Consider the following 15,705-nt stretch of genomic DNA (forward strand, 5'->3'; position numbering starts at 1 on the left):
CAGGGCTTGCATCCACGCCTGGACAGAATTGGAGTGTGCCGATGGCCCGCGTTACCGTCGAAGACTGTGTCGACAAGGTCCCGAACCGGTTTGAGCTTGTCATGCTCGCCGCGCATCGCGCCCGTGAAATCGCTGCCGGCTCGCCCGTCACCGTTAGCCGCGACAACGACAAGAACCCCGTCGTTTCCCTGCGCGAAATCGCAGAAGAAACACAGCAAGCCGATGATCTGCGCGAGCGTATGATCGAAGCGAACCAGACGCAGATTGAAGTCGACGAGCCTGAAGAAGACTCGATGGCGCTGCTGATGGGCGCAGAGGCTGACAAGCCTGTCGAAGACGACATGAGCGAAGAAAAGCTGCTGCGCGCCCTGATGGAAGCGCAAGGACAGCGTTAAGGGCCCACACCGGCCCAAGTGAAAGAAGTGCCGGACCAGCATGAACACAGCAGATGACCTGATCGCGCTGGTCCGCACATATAACCCCCGCACGAACGAAGCGCTGTTGCGCGACGCCTTTGCCTTTGGCGAAGAGATGCACGAGGGGCAGTTTCGCCATTCTGGCGAGGCCTATTTTACCCACCCGATCGCCGTCGCCCAGATCTTGGCTGACATGCAGATGGATGATGCAACAATCATCACCGCCTTGCTGCACGATACGATCGAAGACACCCCTGCCTCTTTCAAAATGGTCCATGACCGCTTTAGCCGCGAAATCGCAGAGCTTGTGGACGGCGTCACGAAGCTAACGAATCTACAGCTGACCAGCCGCGAATCGAAAGAAGCCGAGAACTTTCGCAAGTTGTTCATGGCGACCAGCAAGGATTTGCGGGTCACGTTGGTCAAGCTTGCTGACCGCCTGCATAACATGCGCACCATCAAGTCGATGAAGCCGGAAAAGCAGGCGCAAAAAGCGCATGAGACGATGGATATCTACGCGCCGCTGGCAGGCCGCATGGGTATGCAATGGATGCGCGAAGAGCTGGAGGATCTGGCCTTTCGCGTGCTGAACCCTGAAGCGCGCAACAGCATCATTCGCCGCTTTATCACCCTACAGCGCGAGGCTGGCGATGTCGTCGCCCGGATCACCGCTGACATGCGGGTCGAGCTGGAAAAAGCAGGCATTCAGGCCGAAGTCATGGGCCGCGCGAAAAAGCCTTATTCGATTTGGCGCAAGATGCAGGAAAAGGACATGGGCTTTTCGCGCCTGTCCGACATCTATGGTTTCCGCATTATTACTGCGACAGAGGCGGACTGCTACCGCGTGCTGGGTGCGATCCACCAGCGCTGGCGGGCTGTGCCGGGGCGGTTCAAAGATTACATCAGTCAGCCCAAAACCAACGGTTACCGTTCGATCCATACGACGGTGTCAGGCCGCGATGGCAAGCGGGTCGAGGTCCAGATCCGCACCCGCGAAATGCACGAAGTCGCCGAAACCGGCGTTGCGGCGCATTGGTCCTATCGTAATGGTGAACGGGTCGAAAACCGCTTTGCCGTCGATCCGGTGCACTGGATTTCTAAGCTAACGGAACGGCTGGACGAAGACGGCGATCACGATGACTTCCTTGAAGCGGTCAAGCTCGAGATGTTCACTGATCAGGTGTTCTGCTTTACGCCCAAGGGTGACGTGATCAAGCTGCCGCGCGGGGCTACGCCCATCGACTTTGCTTTTGCGATCCATACGCGCATCGGCATGGCCTGTGTCGGGGCAAAAGTGGACGGCATCCGCGTCCCGCTATGGACGCGGCTGAAGAATGGCCAAAGCGTCGAAATCATCACCGCCGAAGGTCAAAAGCCGCAGGCGACTTGGGTCGACATCGCGACCACGGGCCGGGCGAAAACCGCAATCCGGCGCAGCCTGCGCGAGGCGGACCGCGAACGCTTTATCCGGCTTGGCCGGGAATTGGTGCGGGTGGCGTTTGAAAACGTCGGCAAAAAGCTGACGGAAAAGGCGCTGCGCACAGCCGCCAAGGCGCTGGCGTTGGAAGGTGTCGATGACATGTTGGCCAGCCTTGGCAGCGCCGACATCAGCGCACGCGATATCGTGCGTGCGATCTACCCCGATCTGGCCCAGACCACTGGCGATGAAATTGAAGCGAACCGCGCCGTCGTCGGTTTGGCTGTGGATCAATCGCACCGTCGCGCCCGGTGCTGTCAGCCCGTGCCGGGCGAGCGGATCGTCGGAATTATTTATCGCGGCCAAGGTGTTGTCGTGCATGCAATCGATTGCGCCGCCCTCGCGGACTTTGAGGACCAACCGGATCGCTGGATCGACCTGCGCTGGCAAGACGGGCAACACCGGGCGGTGAATACGGTGACCTTTGACATCTCGATCACCAATGACGCTGGTGTTCTGGGCCGGATTTGCACATTGATCGGTGAACAGAAGGCCAATATCTCTGACCTGAAATTCATTGACCGCAAGCCGGATTACTATCGGCTTTTGGTCGATATCGATCTGAGTGACGCAGAACATCTGCACCGGGTCATGACGGCGGTCGAGGCGGACAGCAACGTCTCTGGCGTCAGTCGGCACCGGGACCCCGGCCAGTCCGGGTCACATCACGCGGGCTAAGGCTCGAGGAAGGACACGCGGTGTTCAAGCGCAGGGATAGGCGGCCGATCTGGAAGGTCGTGACCGCTGCTGTCTATCCGCGTGGCGGGTGGGGCCGGGCCTTTTCCTACGTCAAGCACCGGGTGCGCCGCTTGCCGGATACGCCGGAAAAGATCGGTCGCGGCATTTGGGCTGGCGTGTTCACGACGTTTACCCCGTTTTACGGACTGCATTTCATCGTTGCGGCGCTGATTGCCCGGGTGATGCGCGGCAATATACTGGCCGCCCTGATGGCGACGTTCTTTGGCAATCCGCTGACCTATGTCCCGATTGCCGCGGTATCGCTCCAGACCGGACATTGGTTGCTGGGCAGCAAGCCGCACGGACCGCCGATTTCGCTGGGCGAGAAGTTTGCCGATGCGGGTGCTGACCTGTGGCATAACGTCATTGCGATCTTTACGCCCGAGCAAATGGACTGGCAGGGCTTGTCGATCTTCTATTTTGATATTTTCTATCCCTATATGATTGGGGGCATTTTGCCGGGTATTATCACGGCAACCGCTGCCTATTATCTGTCGGTGCCGGTGCTGCAGGCCTATCAGAAACGGCGACGGAATATTCTGCGTGCCAAGTTGGAATCGCTGGGCCAGCCCAAAGATACCAGTGGCAAGGGACCTGCGGGACGCTAGATGCGACGCAAAGAAGGAGTGATGTGATGACCGAAAAGCTGCGACTGGGTGTGAACATCGATCATGTGGCCACCGTGCGGAATGCGCGCGGGGGTGACAATCCAGACCCTGTGCGTGCCGCGCTGATGGCGCAGGACGCCGGTGCCGACGGAATCACGGCGCACCTGCGCGAAGATCGCCGGCATATCCGCGATGATGACGTTGCGGGGCTAAAGGCTGCGCTGCGTGTGCCGCTGAACTTTGAAATGGCCGCCACGGCCGAAATGCAGCGCATTGCGCTGGCGACCCAGCCGCATGCCGTTTGCCTTGTGCCGGAAAAGCGCGAAGAGCGTACGACCGAAGGCGGGCTAGAGGTTGCGCGGCAGGCCAATGTGCTGGCTGACTACATCGCGCCTCTGCGCGACGCGGGCTGCCGGGTGTCGCTGTTCATTGCTGCCGACCGTGACCAAGTCGAGGCCGCGCACCGCATTGGCGCGCCGGTGATCGAACTGCATGCGGGTGCCTATGCCGACGCTTGGGCGACCGGACGCTGGGATGATCGCGACCGGGAACTAGCGCGCCTGACCGAGGCTGCTGCCTATGGCCACTCCCTTGGTCTTGAGATCCATGTGGGCCACGGTCTGACCTATGATAGCGTTGGCCCCATCGCAGCCCTGCGCGAGGTGCGAGAGCTAAACATCGGGCACTTCATTATTGGCGAGGCGATCTTTCGCGGCCTGCCGGACGCCATCGCAGAGATGCGGCGCTGCATGGATGCGGCGCGGGGATGATCCTAGGTATCGGCACTGATCTGGCGAATATTGACCGGATCGCAGGCACGCTTGACCGGTTCGGTGACCGTTTTCGCAACCGCGTCTTTACGCCGACCGAGCAGGCGAAGGCCGAGCGGCGCAAGGATACCCCCGGCACCTATGCCAAACGCTGGGCTGCGAAAGAAGCGTGTTCCAAGGCGCTGGGCACAGGCCTTCGCATGGGGATTTCGTGGAAAGATATGGCCGTCAGCAATCTGCATACCGGTCAGCCCGTGATGGAGGTCACTGGCTGGGCCAAGGATCGCTTGGACAAGATGACGCCGCCGGGGCACGAGGCAATCATCCACGTCACCCTGACAGATGACCACCCTTGGGCGCAGGCCTTTGTCATGATCGAAGCGCGCCCCGTCGTGGAGTGACGGTTTTTAACCGAAAACCCCGTTGGGGCAGGGGTTCGGCACCCTACCTTGACAGGGGGGGTGCGTGCGATCATGTAGCCGTGCAAAGCTGTGAATGGGAATAATGCAATGGCCGAAAAGACGGGTGTGATGGCCGGGGTGATCGAGACGGTCAAAACAGTGGTATATGCGCTGCTGATTGCCGGTCTGTTCCGCACAATTCTGTTCCAGCCCTTTTGGATTCCGTCGGGTTCCATGAAAGACACGCTGCTGATCGGAGACTTTTTGTTCGTGAACAAGATGGCCTACGGTTATTCCTACGCGTCTTGCCCGTCGATCCTGATCCCTGCGCTGAATGTGGACATTGGCGCGGATGATTTCTGCGGTGCCTTCAAAGGCAAGACAGAGCGTCTGTTCGGCTCTGACCCAGAGCGCGGCGATGTTGTCGTGTTCCGTCACCCGGTCACCGGCCGCGATTTCATCAAGCGCCTGATTGGTTTGCCGGGCGATAAAATCCAGATGAAAGACGGCCTGCTTTATATCAATGGCGAGGCTGTCAAAGTCGAAGATAACGGCATCTTTGTCGAAACCTATGCGCCGCAGGGGCCAGAACGATCGATGCCTGCTTGTGCCAACGGTCCTGTTGGTCTTGATGCCGATTGCATTAAGGAAAGCAGCCGCGAGACGTTACCGAACGGCGTCAGCCATGACATTTTGAACATTGGAAACCGGTCGCTGGATAACACTGGCATCTTTACCGTGCCTGCAGACAACTTCTTTTTCATGGGCGACAACCGCGATAATTCGACCGACAGCCGCGTACCACAGTCGCTGAATGGCGTGGGCTTTGTGCCGCGCGAAGATATCGTCGGCCGCGCGGATCGCGTCATCTTTTCCTCTGCGGGGGCGTCGATGCTGGCGTTCTGGACGTGGCGCAGCGATCGTTTCTTCAAGGGGATCGAGTGAAGCTATCAGTACAATTGACGGGCTTTGCCGCCCGCGTGGGTCACGACTTTGCCGACCCAGCTCTTTTGGTGCGCGCGGTAACGCATTCCAGCATGTCGAGCGTGCACCGCGACGACAACCAGCGACTAGAGTTTTTGGGTGACCGAGTCCTTGGACTCGTGATTGCCGAAGCATTGTTGCAGGCTGATCCGGGCGCTGCCGAAGGGCTGCTTGCTCCGCGCTACAACGCCTTGGTGCGCCGCGAAACCTGCGCCGATGTAGCGCGGGAAATCGGGCTGGGCGAGGTGTTAAAGCTGGGCCGGTCTGAAATGCAATCCGGCGGGCGCCGCAAAGAAGCTTTGCTGGCTGATGCGATGGAAGCGGTGATTGCTGCGGTTTACTACGACGCCGGCTATGATGCCGCGCGCAAAGTGATCCTAAAGCACTGGCAGCCGCGTGTTGGCAGCGTTGCCGCAGATGCGCGCGACGCCAAGACGGCGCTGCAAGAATGGGCGCAGGGGCGCGGTGCGCCGCCGCCGGTTTATACCGAAGTTGCGCGCACAGGACCGGATCATCAGCCGGTTTTCACAATTCGTGTTACACTAGAGTCCGGCGAACATGCCGAGGCGACCGCCGGGGCCAAGCGGCAGGCGGAACAAGCAGCGGCGCAAGCCCTGCTCGAAAGGGTCGGACAATGACGGACGAAACACGCGCAGGCTTTGTAGTCTTGATCGGAGAGCCGAACGCAGGCAAATCGACGCTGCTGAACCGTATGGTCGGCGCGAAGGTCAGCATCGTGACCCACAAGGTCCAGACCACGCGCGCCCGTATTCGCGGGGTCGCCCAGGATGGCGCATCCCAGTTGGTCTTCGTCGACACGCCCGGTCTGTTCGCGCCAAAGCGCCGGCTTGACCGCGCGATGGTTGCCGCCGCTTGGGGCGGGGCTGGCGATGCGGATGTGGTCGTGCTGCTGATCGAGGCAAACCGCGGTGTGACGGCGGGCGTCAAAGCAATTCTAGAGGTGCTTGCCACCCGCGTTGGTAAAGCCAAAGTCGCACTGGCGATCAACAAGATCGACCGGGTCAAAACCGAAGCGCTGCTGCAGCTGTCGCAGCAGATGAACGAAACCTATGCTTTTGAAGAAACCTTTATGATCAGCGCAGAGCGCGGCCACGGTTGCGACGCGCTGAAGCATTGGCTTGCAGGCGCGGTCCCTGCGGGGCCTTGGCTGTATCCGGACGACGAAATCTCTGACTCGCCGCTGCGCAACATTGCAGCCGAAATGACGCGCGAGAAACTGACACTGCGCCTGCATCAAGAACTGCCCTATCAGCTAACGGTCGAGACCGAAAACTGGGAAGAACGTCCCGATGGATCTGCCAAGATCGACCAGTTGATTTATGTGATCCGCGACGGCCACAAGGGCATCGTGCTGGGCAATAAAGGCGAGACGATCAAAGCTGTCGGCCAGGCCGCCCGCATTGAGATGGAAGAGCTGCTGGGCCGCAAAGTCCACCTGTTCTTGCAGGTCAAGGTCCGCGCTAATTGGCTAGAAGACAAAGAGCGCTACGACGAAATGGGCCTGAACTTTAAAGACGGCGATGCCTGAACCGCGCCTGACGGCGGACATCTGGGTCAGCGCCTATCTGGCGCGGCTGCGGGTGATGGATATTCCAGCCTTTGTCGTCGCGCGCGGTGATTCCACGGCGGGGGCGGTGCTGGTCAAGCTGAATACGCTGGACGGGCAGGCGGTTGCCTTTAATCGGTCCTTTGATTTGATGTCGGGCGACCGCGTCTGGGTCACGCTGGCGGATGGGGCAGAGGTCGATGTCGATGCCTCTATCGCGAAACAGCGCAGTTTTGACAGTGATCTTTGGGTGATCGAGGTGGAAGATCGACAAGGTCGCCATTTGCTGGATCAGCCGGGATTGACCTGATTTGACGGGCGAGGTCAGCCAAGCCTCCGGCGGAGGTATTTTAGACCAGAAGAAGTTGCTAGGATCGCGCCTATGATCAGCTGGCAGGATGAAGGCGCAGTGCTGCGCGTGCGCCCGCATGGAGAGACCTCGGCGATTGTCGAAGTCTTTACGATTGAACACGGGCGCCATGTCGGAGTCGTGCGCGGCGGGATCAGTCGTAAGATTGCGCCGTCGCTACAGCCCGGGGCACAGATCGCGGTAACGTGGAAAGCGCGGTTGGACGATCATCTGGGGTCATTCACGGTGGAGCCGCTGCGCAGCCGGGCCGTGAATGCGATGAGCGACCGCCTTGCACTTGCAGGTTTGAATGCGGTCTGCGGGCTGCTTGCTGTCGTGCTGCCAGAACGCGAGGCGCATGGCGCGCTATATGCGCAAACCGTCCAGCTGTTGGATTTACTCGGACAGACTGAGGTTTGGCCGCTGGCCTATCTGCGGTGGGAGCAGGCTCTGCTTGAGGATCTGGGCTTTGGCATGGATCTAAGCGCCTGCGCCGTGCGCGGCGTGAACGAGGATCTTGCTTTCGTTTCGCCGCGGTCAGGCCGCGCTGTGAGCCGAGAGGCGGCGGGTGAGTGGGCCGACCGCCTGCTGCTGCTACCGCCGGTCTTAGCCGGAAAGGGTGACGCCACGACACCCGAGATCATCAAGGCTTTGGCGACGACCGGCTATTTTGTTGAGCATCGCCTGATACGGTCGCTGGATGCCGGGCGGGTGTTGCCTGCGCGGAACAGATTGTTGGATGCGATTCAGCGATCGGAATAACGCCAGCGGAACGATCATCGGGGCGGGCGTGTTGTGACCAAAAGGAGGATCACCATGCTTTCACCATTCATTCAGATTATTGTGCAATCCGTCGGGGCCATCGTTTTCGTCGTAGCGCTGACGCGGGTGTTTGGCTTGCGATCATTTTCCAAAATGTCTGGCTTCGACTTTGCCGTCACGGTCGCCATCGGCTCGGTCGTGGCGACGACAACGATGTCGACGACGACGCCGTTCTGGCAAGGTGCTTTGGCGCTGGCGACACTTTTTAGCGTGCAGTTTATCATTGCGCAGGCGCGGTCCCGGTTGAAGGGGCTGGTTGATGTCACTGACAACGATCCGCTGCTGATCATGCGGGATGGTGAAATCTTGCATGACAACTTGCACCGCTCTGGCATGACGACGGGCGACCTAATCGGCAAGTTGCGCGAGGCGAACGCGCTGGAGTTTTCGCAGATCCGTGCCGTGGTATTCGAGCCGACGGGGGATGTTAGCGTGCTGCATGGTGACAAAATGGACGACAGATTGCTCGACGGCGTCCGGCAGGCATAATCGACACGCGATGTCGCGTTTGGCAAAGCGCAGCGTGCGGGGCGCTGTCACAGGCAAGGGGTCCAACAAGGTTCTCGCGCTATGATTGCGCCTCGCGCTCCGCTTTACCTGACCCACGCACCGACGCCCAAGATCAGCGATTTCGCCCGTCTGGCCGCGTTAGAGGCGTGCATCCGCGCGACGTTGTTGTCGGTCATGCCGCTTGTCATCTATCGCGCCTACGGCGATGCGGCGGTGGTCAGCCGGATTTATCTGTGCGTCGGCATAGGGTCGATGTTTTTCGGGCTGATGGTGCCCTTCGCGGCGCGCTATATTCCGCGCCGCTGGATGCTGACACTGGCCTGCGGGTTCTACCTTGCGGGTATCATGATGGCGCTGTTTGGCGGTGCGCAGGGTAAAGCGCTTGTGCTGCTGTTCAACGCCGTCGGCACGGTAACCTTTACCATCTGCCTGAACGCCTACGTCCTCGACTACATCAACCGGATCGAGCTGAGCCGCAATGAAGCGATGCGCATGGTCTATAGCGCTGTCCCGTGGAGCGTCGGGCCGATCCTTGGGGTGACGCTGCTGAACTGGTGGGAGCCAGCGCCGTTCATTTTGGCTGGCATCTTTGCGCTGGTTCTGGCGGCAGAGTTTTGGCGATTGCGGCTTGGGAACGGGCGGCAGATCGCGCGGGCGCGGGCACCTGCGCCTAATCCACTGGCGTATCTGGGGCGATTTGCCGCGCAGCCGCGGCTGATTGCGGGCTGGTTCTTTGCCGTCATGCGGTCTTGCGGGTGGTGGGTCTATATCGTCTATCTGCCGATCTTTTGCATCGAAGCGGGGCTTGGCGACAAGGTCGCGGCGATCGCGTTGAGCCTGAGCAACGGGCTGTTATTCACGACGCCGCTGATGCTGCGCAGGGTCAGGCGGATCGGGGTACGGCGTAGCGTGCGTTTGGGCTTTGCCGTCTCGTCCAGTCTGTTCATGGTGGGCTTTTTATTGTCAGGCTGGCCGTGGCTGACGGTGGCCAGCATCATGGTTGGGTCTGTTGCACTGGTTCTGCTCGACGTTTGCGGTGGCTTGCCGTTCCTGATGGCGGTGCGCCCGGCCGAGCGGACAGAGATGGTGGCCGTCTATGCGACCTTCCGCGACGCATCGGGGATCACGACGCCTGCCGTGGCCTCGATGATCTTGTTGGTCGCCCCGGTGGCGGGGATATTTGCGGCGTGCGGCATTGGATTGGCAGCCGGCTACATCGTAGCCGGCAACCTGCATCCGCGTTTGGGATTGCCCCGCGCGCAGCCAGCTTAGTCCAAAAGGCGGCGGGCGATCACTTGCGCCTGAATTTCGGCGGCGCCTTCAAAGATGTTCAGAATGCGCGCGTCGCACAGGATGCGGCTGATTTTGTATTCCAGCGCAAACCCGTTGCCGCCGTGAATCTGCAGCGCATTGTCGGCGCAGGCCCATGCGACGCGGGCACCCAACAGCTTTGCCATCCCGGCCTCTAGGTCGCAACGGCGGCCTTCGTCTTTTTCGTGGGCGCTGAAATAGGTCAGCTGGCGGGCAACCATGATCTCGACCGCCATCATCGCCAGCTTGCCGGACACGCGGGGAAAGTCGATCAGCGATTTGCCGAATTGCTTGCGGTCTTGTGCGTATTTCATGCCTTCATCAAGGGCAGATTGCGCCACGCCAATCGCACGGGCGGCCGTCTGGATGCGGGCGGATTCAAAGGTTTGCATCAGCTGCTTGAATCCCTTGCCCGTCTGCCCACCGAGCAGGTTTTCGCCCTTCACTGCAAAGCCGTCAAAGGCCAGTTCGTATTCTTTCATGCCGCGATAACCGAGGACTTCGATCTCTCCTCCGGTGATGCCGGGATCGGGAAAGGGGGCTTCATCGGTGCCTGGGGTCTTTTCGGCCAGAAACATCGACAAACCGCGATAGTCGGTGGTGTCCGGCTCGGTCCGAGCCAAAACGGTCATCACGTGGGTGCGGGCGGCGTGGGTGATCCAGGTCTTATTGCCGGTGATCTGCCAGTCGTCGCCGTCTGGCACAGCACGGGTGCGCAAAGCGCCCAGATCAGAGCCTGTGTTTGGTTCGGTAAAGACCGCCGTGGGCAGGATTTCACCGCTGGCCAGTTTCGGCAACCAGTGGGTTTTCTGGTCGTCCGTGCCGCCGCATAGGATCAGCTCTGCCGCGATTTCGGACCGGGTGCCGAGCGATCCGACACCGATATAGCCGCGCGACAATTCTTCTGACACGACGCACATGGCGGATTTCGACAGGCCGAAGCCGCCAAAGTCCTCTGGAATGGTCAGGCCGAAGACGCCCATCTCGGCCATCTCGTCGATGATCGCCATCGGGATCAGCTCGTCCTTCAGGTGCCAGTCGTGGGCGAAGGGTTCGACTTTTTCCCGGCTAAAGCGGCGGAACTGATCGCGGATCATCTCAAGCTCTGCGTCCAGACCCGATGCGCCGACTGTCAGCTCCGCGGCGCGGTCCTGCATCAGCTGCGCCAGCTTTGAGCGGGCCGCTTGCGTATTGCCGCGTGCCATCAAGGCGGCGGGGGCGGGGGCGTTCAGCGGCGCAAGCTCTGCTGGGGTCAGGCTAAGGTCGGCGGCACGCACGACCTCTGTTTGGTTCATCTGGATACCGCCAGCGATCTGGGACAGGTATTCGCCAAAGGCGATCTGCAGGATCAACGCTTCGACCTCGCTAAAGCGGTTATCAGTGGTCAAGCGGTCGGCCCAAGACTGCATTTGCTGCAAGGCCTGGGCATATGTCGCCAGCCAAGCAAGCCCATGCGCGGCGGTCTGGTGCTGTTCAATTAACTGCGCAGAGATACGGCCATTTTCGGTAACAAGTCCGGCGACGGCGGATTTGGCGCTGTCTGTAATCGCCAGAACGGGTGCAAGCGCTGATCTGGTCAGATCGGTCAGGTTCGCCAGAATTACAGTGTCTGTCATGGGGCCTGCTCCGTCGTGTGCCATCAGCTTGTCCTCGTTATGTTGCAGTTGCACGGATAATACGTTTGCACTTGCAGCGCAATATTGATGCGCAATTATGTCAATAATAATACGAAAATGTCGCGGTTGATTTGCGTGGCGCTTGGGTTACGGATCGCGCAATGTGCCGCCAATATGACTGATATCCTCGCTGTAATCCCGCTTCATCTTGTCCTTTTTGCCTGTCTGGTGACGCTGCTTGGCGGCTTTATCAAAGGGGCAGTCGGCTTTGCGATGCCACTGATCATGATCAGTGGTATGGGCATCCTGATTGATCCGCAGCTTGTTGTCGCGGGAATCATCTTGCCGATTCTTGTTAGCAACGGATGGCAGATTGCTCGCTCTGGCCTTGGCCCTGCGCGGGCGGCGGTTGCAGAACACTGGCGTTATCTGCTGATTGTCTGCGTGATGATCCTTGTGTCGGCGCAGTTCCTGACGTCGATATCCGCCGATACGATGTTCGTGATCCTTGGTGTGCCGGTTGTCGCGCTCTGTGCAGTGCAGCTCCTTGGCTGGCAGCCCACGATCCCGGGGCATTTGCGCAGACCCTTTGAGTGGGGCGCGGGATTAGCTGCAGGTACGCTTGGCGGACTTGCCGGGACATGGGGACCGCCGACGGTGCTGTATCTGCTGGCGTTGCGCACGCCGCGGGCAAAGCAGATGGCTGTGCAGGGCGTTATCTATGGCCTTGGTTCTGTGATGCTTTTCCTGGGTCACCTGAAATCGGGTGTGTTGAACGCGCATACGTGGCAGCTGTCAGCGCTGCTGGTCGTGCCTGCCGTGATCGGAATGTGGGCCGGATTCCGCCTGGGTGATCGTTTTAATCAAGAGATGTTCCGCAAGGTGACGCTGCTGGTTTTGATCGTGGCAGGAATTAACCTGATCCGTCGCGGATTGATGGGCTGACTTAAGACAGCAGCTCTTCAAACCCGCAGATACGGGCCAGTTCGGGCGCATCCTTTGGGGCAACGACGTCAAACGTGGTGCGATACAAAATCTCGCCATTTTTGACCGCTTCCATTTCCCACGTGCCCTGCACCAGTTCGTAGGCGAAATCGAATTGGTAGAACGTCAGCGACGGCGTGCCGCCATCAATTCGCGTAAGGAAGCTTTGCTGCGTTGCGCCGTCCTTGCCCATCGGCGGGTGGGTGACGGTCATCGTGACGTCGGACAAGCCCAATATGTCGGCGGTCAAGGTTTTTACACCGAACCCAATCCCCAGCACGGCCGGCACGCGGCGCGACATGGACACGAATGGCGGATCTTCGTTGACCAGATGGGTGACGCCCGCAACGGTGCCGGGCGCGGGTGCATCGCCGACAGAGGGCGGCGGGCAGATGACGCCGCTTTCCAACGCGCCAATCGCAGGGCTGACGAAGGTGTCAGGCGCAGCGCATACGGGCGTTGCAAGCAGGATTGATATGAAAAGGGTCAGGCGCATGGCCTGACCCTAATCAATTTAGCGGCGCTGAACAGGCACCATTTCAAAAGGCAGCGCCCCTTAGCCGATCGCGGCTGCCTTGACGTCTTCGTCAATGAACGGGACGTATTTGGCAAAGTTGTCCGAGAACATCTGCACCAGCTTGGCCGCTTGCGCATCGTATGCAGTTGGGTCGGCCCACGTATCGCGCGGGTTCAGCAAGACCGTATCGACGCCTTCGCAGGCTACGGGCACGTCAAAGCCAAAGTTCGGATCCTTGCGGAAGCTTTCTTCAGCCAGGCTGCCGTCAAGTGCGGCGGTCAGCAGCGCGCGGGTTGCCTTGATCGGCATCCGCGAGCCTGTGCCGTAGGCCCCGCCGGTCCAGCCGGTGTTGACCAACCAGCAGGTGGCACCGTGGGTCGCGATCTTTTCCTGCAACAGCTTGCCGTAGACTTCTGGCCGACGCGGCATGAAGGGCGCGCCAAAGCAGGTGGAAAACGTCGGCTCTGGCTCTGTCACACCGCGTTCGGTGCCAGCGACCTTGGATGTGAAGCCGGACAGGAAGTGATACATCGCTTGCGCTGGTGTCAGGCGGCTGATCGGTGGCAGCACACCAAAGGCATCGCAGGTCAGCATGATGATGTTTTTAGGGTGACCACCAAGCGCGGTGTCCGACGCATTAGAGATGTAATCGAGCGGGTAAGCGCAGCGCATGTTTGCGGTCAGGCTAGTGTCGTCAAAGTCGAGTTCCAGCGTGTCCGGGTCGTGTACCATGTTTTCGATGACCGTGTGCGGCATCGCGCAGGTGGCGTAGATTTCTGGCTCTGCCTCTGCCCGCAGGTTGATCGTCTTGGCGTAGCAGCCACCTTCAAAGTTAAAGACGCCGCGATCGGACCAGCCATGTTCATCGTCGCCGATCAGCGTCCGGGCCGGGTCGGCGGACAATGTTGTCTTGCCCGTGCCAGACAGGCCAAAAAATACGGCCGTATCAACAGGGTTCCCTGTCGCGTGATTAGCTGAGCAGTGCATCGGCATGATGCCTTTATCGGGCAGCAAGTAATTTAAAAGCGTAAAGACCGACTTCTTATTTTCGCCAGCATATTCTGTGCCGCCGATCAGGATCAGCTTTTTCGCAAAGTTCAGCGCGATGACGGTCTCGCTTCGGCAGCCATGCTTGGCTGGGTCGGCTTTGAAGCTGGGAACGTTGATGATGGTGAATTCTGGCGCAAAGCTGCTCAGTTCAGAATGCTCTGGCCGGCGCAGCAGGTGACGGATGAACAGGCCGTGCCATGCGAGTTCTGTCACGACGCGCACATCCAAGCGGTACGCAGGGTCCGCGCCGCCGAACAGGTCCTGCACATAGGCCGTGCCGCCGTTCATGTGCGCCAGCATATCGGCGTAAAGCGTGTCGAACTTGGCCGGGTCCATAGGCGGGTTGTTGTCCCACCAGATCGTGTCTTCGACCTCTGGCGTGCGTACAACGAACTTGTCTTTTGGCGACCGGCCCGTGTGTTTGCCGGTGGTCACAAGGAAAGTGCCGCCCTTGCCGTTGATGCCTTCACCATTCGCAACAGCGGCGGTCTGAAGGTCGGCGGCGGACATGTTATAATAGACAGCGCCCAGTCCGGTGATGCCTTGGTTTTCAAGTTTCATCGCGGGGTTGACCGTTCCGTGGTCCATGGGTGCGCTCCTTGGGGTTTGTGGCCTCTTTGGCTGACCCCTCTTAGCACCATGCTTTTGCGACCGAACAGACCGGAATTGCGACGTTAGCGCAACCAGCGACATGTTAGCGCAACCAAGGCGGCGTCTTGCGCAACTTTGTGACCCATTAGCCATTCCTTTGCGTTTTGTGCCGCAAATAAGGCACGGATCAGCGCTTGATTCGCGATAGAGGGTTGATTCGCTATGGCAAAAGCATGAAAGATTCTGGGAAAAGCAGTTAATAACAACAATCGAGCAGTAGGGGAAAACCCATGGCCAGGATCGCACTTGTCGATGACGATCGAAATATTCTGACATCCGTGTCAATGACACTCGAGGCTGAAGGCTTCGAGGTGGAAACCTATAACGACGGTCAGTCCGCGTTGGATGCCTTTAACAAGCGCATGCCAGATATGGCTGTCCTTGATATTAAGATGCCGCGCATGGATGGCATGGATCTGTTGCAGCGACTGCGGCAGAAAACCTCTATGCCCGTGATCTTTTTGACGTCGAAAGACGACGAAATTGACGAAGTGTTGGGCCTGCGTATGGGCGCTGATGACTACGTCAAAAAGCCGTTTAGCCAGCGTCTGTTGGTAGAGCGTATCCGCGCGCTGCTGCGCCGTCAGGATGTGATTGGCGGCGAAGTCGTGGAAGAGACCGAGGACAACAAGGTCATGGTCCGCGGAGAGCTGACAATGGACCCCCTGCGGCACGCGGTGAAGTGGAAGGGCAACGATGTGTCGTTGACCGTCACCGAATTCCTGCTGTTGCAGGCGCTGGCGCAGCGTCCCGGTTTCGTGAAGTCGCGGGATCAGTTGATGGACGTCGCCTATGACGACCAGATTTATGTGGACGACCGTACAATCGACAGCCATATCAAGCGTTTGCGCAAGAAAATGCGTCAGGCCGATGACGAGTTTTCGGCAATCGAAACGCTTTATGGTATCGGTTATCGGTATAACGAAGCCTGATC

Annotated in this window: 17 protein-coding genes; 14 read left to right on the plus strand and 3 right to left on the minus strand. The window is 59.5% G+C overall.

Translation table 11 applies throughout. From position 1 onward, the window contains the following. Nucleotides 1-41: 41 nt before the first annotated feature. The 12 genes from rpoZ to BM131_RS14540 all read left to right on the plus strand — a co-directional run bounded on the left by rpoZ (nucleotide 42) and on the right by BM131_RS14540 (nucleotide 9,914). Entirely contained in the window at nucleotides 42-395 is a 354-nt protein-coding gene (rpoZ, locus tag BM131_RS14485) for a DNA-directed RNA polymerase subunit omega (RefSeq protein WP_090190625.1), read from the plus strand. A gap of 40 nt (nucleotides 396-435) precedes the next feature. Next, a complete protein-coding gene (locus BM131_RS14490; RefSeq protein WP_090190627.1) occupies nucleotides 436-2,571 on the plus strand; it encodes a RelA/SpoT family protein in 2,136 nt (711 codons plus the stop codon). 20 nt (nucleotides 2,572-2,591) lie between these two features. Further along, on the plus strand, nucleotides 2,592-3,239 hold the full coding sequence (locus BM131_RS14495; RefSeq protein WP_090190628.1) for a DUF2062 domain-containing protein: 648 nt from the start codon (nucleotides 2,592-2,594) through the stop codon (nucleotides 3,237-3,239). A gap of 26 nt (nucleotides 3,240-3,265) precedes the next feature. Continuing rightward, on the plus strand, nucleotides 3,266-4,009 hold the full coding sequence (locus BM131_RS14500) for a pyridoxine 5'-phosphate synthase (RefSeq protein ID WP_090190630.1): 744 nt from the start codon (nucleotides 3,266-3,268) through the stop codon (nucleotides 4,007-4,009). After that, nucleotides 4,006-4,410: a holo-ACP synthase gene (gene acpS, locus BM131_RS14505; protein WP_090190631.1), complete on the plus strand. Its 405-nt coding sequence runs from the start codon at nucleotides 4,006-4,008 to the stop codon at nucleotides 4,408-4,410. Before BM131_RS14500 ends, acpS begins: the two co-directional genes overlap by 4 nt. Nucleotides 4,411-4,518: 108 nt before the next feature. Further along, nucleotides 4,519-5,355, plus strand: a complete 837-nt coding sequence (gene lepB, locus BM131_RS14510) for a signal peptidase I (protein WP_175499357.1) — start codon at nucleotides 4,519-4,521, stop codon at nucleotides 5,353-5,355. Beyond that, nucleotides 5,352-6,032 carry a ribonuclease III gene (gene rnc / locus BM131_RS14515; RefSeq protein WP_090190633.1) on the plus strand — a complete coding sequence of 227 codons (681 nt, stop codon included), beginning with the start codon at nucleotides 5,352-5,354 and terminating at the stop codon, nucleotides 6,030-6,032. The genes lepB and rnc overlap by 4 nt, the downstream gene beginning before the upstream one ends. Next, nucleotides 6,029-6,943, plus strand: coding sequence for a GTPase Era (gene era / locus BM131_RS14520; protein ID WP_090190634.1), 915 nt, complete (start codon nucleotides 6,029-6,031; stop codon nucleotides 6,941-6,943). Before rnc ends, era begins: the two co-directional genes overlap by 4 nt. Further along, a complete protein-coding gene (locus BM131_RS14525) occupies nucleotides 6,936-7,271 on the plus strand; it encodes a DUF1491 family protein (RefSeq protein WP_090190636.1) in 336 nt (111 codons plus the stop codon). The genes era and BM131_RS14525 overlap by 8 nt, the downstream gene beginning before the upstream one ends. Before the next feature lie 72 nt (nucleotides 7,272-7,343). Next, on the plus strand, nucleotides 7,344-8,072 hold the full coding sequence (gene recO / locus BM131_RS14530; RefSeq protein WP_090190637.1) for a DNA repair protein RecO: 729 nt from the start codon (nucleotides 7,344-7,346) through the stop codon (nucleotides 8,070-8,072). 54 nt (nucleotides 8,073-8,126) lie between these two features. Further along, nucleotides 8,127-8,621 (plus strand): DUF421 domain-containing protein, encoded by a 495-nt coding sequence (locus BM131_RS14535; RefSeq protein WP_090190639.1) that lies wholly within the window; start codon nucleotides 8,127-8,129, stop codon nucleotides 8,619-8,621. A gap of 81 nt (nucleotides 8,622-8,702) precedes the next feature. After that, nucleotides 8,703-9,914, plus strand: coding sequence for an MFS transporter (locus BM131_RS14540; protein ID WP_090190640.1), 1,212 nt, complete (start codon nucleotides 8,703-8,705; stop codon nucleotides 9,912-9,914). Here BM131_RS14540 and BM131_RS14545 read toward each other — a convergent pair. Then, nucleotides 9,911-11,593, minus strand: a complete 1,683-nt coding sequence (locus tag BM131_RS14545) for an acyl-CoA dehydrogenase family protein (protein ID WP_090190685.1) — start codon at nucleotides 11,591-11,593, stop codon at nucleotides 9,911-9,913. The genes BM131_RS14540 and BM131_RS14545 overlap by 4 nt on opposite strands. A 150-nt stretch (nucleotides 11,594-11,743) precedes the next feature. Here BM131_RS14545 and BM131_RS14550 point away from each other — a divergent pair, with 150 nt between their 5' ends. Further along, complete coding sequence (locus tag BM131_RS14550) at nucleotides 11,744-12,514, plus strand: sulfite exporter TauE/SafE family protein (RefSeq protein ID WP_090190687.1); 771 nt, start codon at nucleotides 11,744-11,746, stop codon at nucleotides 12,512-12,514. Nucleotide 12,515: 1 nt separating this feature from the next. Here the strand turns inward: BM131_RS14550 and BM131_RS14555 are convergent, their stop codons facing one another. Beyond that, nucleotides 12,516-13,049, minus strand: coding sequence for a DUF3859 domain-containing protein (locus BM131_RS14555; RefSeq protein ID WP_090190642.1), 534 nt, complete (start codon nucleotides 13,047-13,049; stop codon nucleotides 12,516-12,518). Between the two features lie 60 nt (nucleotides 13,050-13,109). Beyond that, nucleotides 13,110-14,708: a phosphoenolpyruvate carboxykinase gene (locus tag BM131_RS14560; RefSeq protein WP_090190644.1), complete on the minus strand. Its 1,599-nt coding sequence runs from the start codon at nucleotides 14,706-14,708 to the stop codon at nucleotides 13,110-13,112. A 293-nt stretch (nucleotides 14,709-15,001) separates the two neighbouring features. Here BM131_RS14560 and BM131_RS14565 point away from each other — a divergent pair, with 293 nt between their 5' ends. Further along, the gene (locus BM131_RS14565; RefSeq protein ID WP_090190645.1) at nucleotides 15,002-15,703 is read left to right on the plus strand and encodes a response regulator transcription factor; all 702 of its coding nucleotides are present in this window, start codon (nucleotides 15,002-15,004) and stop codon (nucleotides 15,701-15,703) included. The last annotated feature ends 2 nt before the right edge of the window (nucleotides 15,704-15,705 follow it).

Source organism: Loktanella salsilacus, assembly GCF_900114485.1.
GTDB classification, from domain to species: Bacteria; Pseudomonadota; Alphaproteobacteria; order Rhodobacterales; family Rhodobacteraceae; genus Loktanella; species Loktanella salsilacus.

Bases quoted from the DNA above. Each gene is read 5' to 3' on its own strand.
- BM131_RS14525 (WP_090190636.1), top strand. From the start codon at position 6,936: ATGCCTGAACCGCGCCTGACGGCGGACATCTGGGTCAGCGCCTATCTG.
- BM131_RS14540 (WP_090190640.1), top strand. From the start codon at position 8,703: ATGATTGCGCCTCGCGCTCCGCTTTACCTGACCCACGCACCGACGCCC.
- lepB (WP_175499357.1), top strand. From the start codon at position 4,519: ATGGCCGAAAAGACGGGTGTGATGGCCGGGGTGATCGAGACGGTCAAA.
- BM131_RS14560 (WP_090190644.1), bottom strand. From the start codon at position 14,708: ATGGACCACGGAACGGTCAACCCCGCGATGAAACTTGAAAACCAAGGC.
- BM131_RS14565 (WP_090190645.1), top strand. From the start codon at position 15,002: ATGGCCAGGATCGCACTTGTCGATGACGATCGAAATATTCTGACATCC.
- BM131_RS14555 (WP_090190642.1), bottom strand. From the start codon at position 13,049: ATGCGCCTGACCCTTTTCATATCAATCCTGCTTGCAACGCCCGTATGC.
- acpS (WP_090190631.1), top strand. From the start codon at position 4,006: ATGATCCTAGGTATCGGCACTGATCTGGCGAATATTGACCGGATCGCA.
- rpoZ (WP_090190625.1), top strand. From the start codon at position 42: ATGGCCCGCGTTACCGTCGAAGACTGTGTCGACAAGGTCCCGAACCGG.
- BM131_RS14545 (WP_090190685.1), bottom strand. From the start codon at position 11,593: ATGGCACACGACGGAGCAGGCCCCATGACAGACACTGTAATTCTGGCG.
- BM131_RS14550 (WP_090190687.1), top strand. From the start codon at position 11,744: ATGACTGATATCCTCGCTGTAATCCCGCTTCATCTTGTCCTTTTTGCC.
- recO (WP_090190637.1), top strand. From the start codon at position 7,344: ATGATCAGCTGGCAGGATGAAGGCGCAGTGCTGCGCGTGCGCCCGCAT.
- BM131_RS14535 (WP_090190639.1), top strand. From the start codon at position 8,127: ATGCTTTCACCATTCATTCAGATTATTGTGCAATCCGTCGGGGCCATC.
- BM131_RS14500 (WP_090190630.1), top strand. From the start codon at position 3,266: ATGACCGAAAAGCTGCGACTGGGTGTGAACATCGATCATGTGGCCACC.
- era (WP_090190634.1), top strand. From the start codon at position 6,029: ATGACGGACGAAACACGCGCAGGCTTTGTAGTCTTGATCGGAGAGCCG.
- BM131_RS14490 (WP_090190627.1), top strand. From the start codon at position 436: ATGAACACAGCAGATGACCTGATCGCGCTGGTCCGCACATATAACCCC.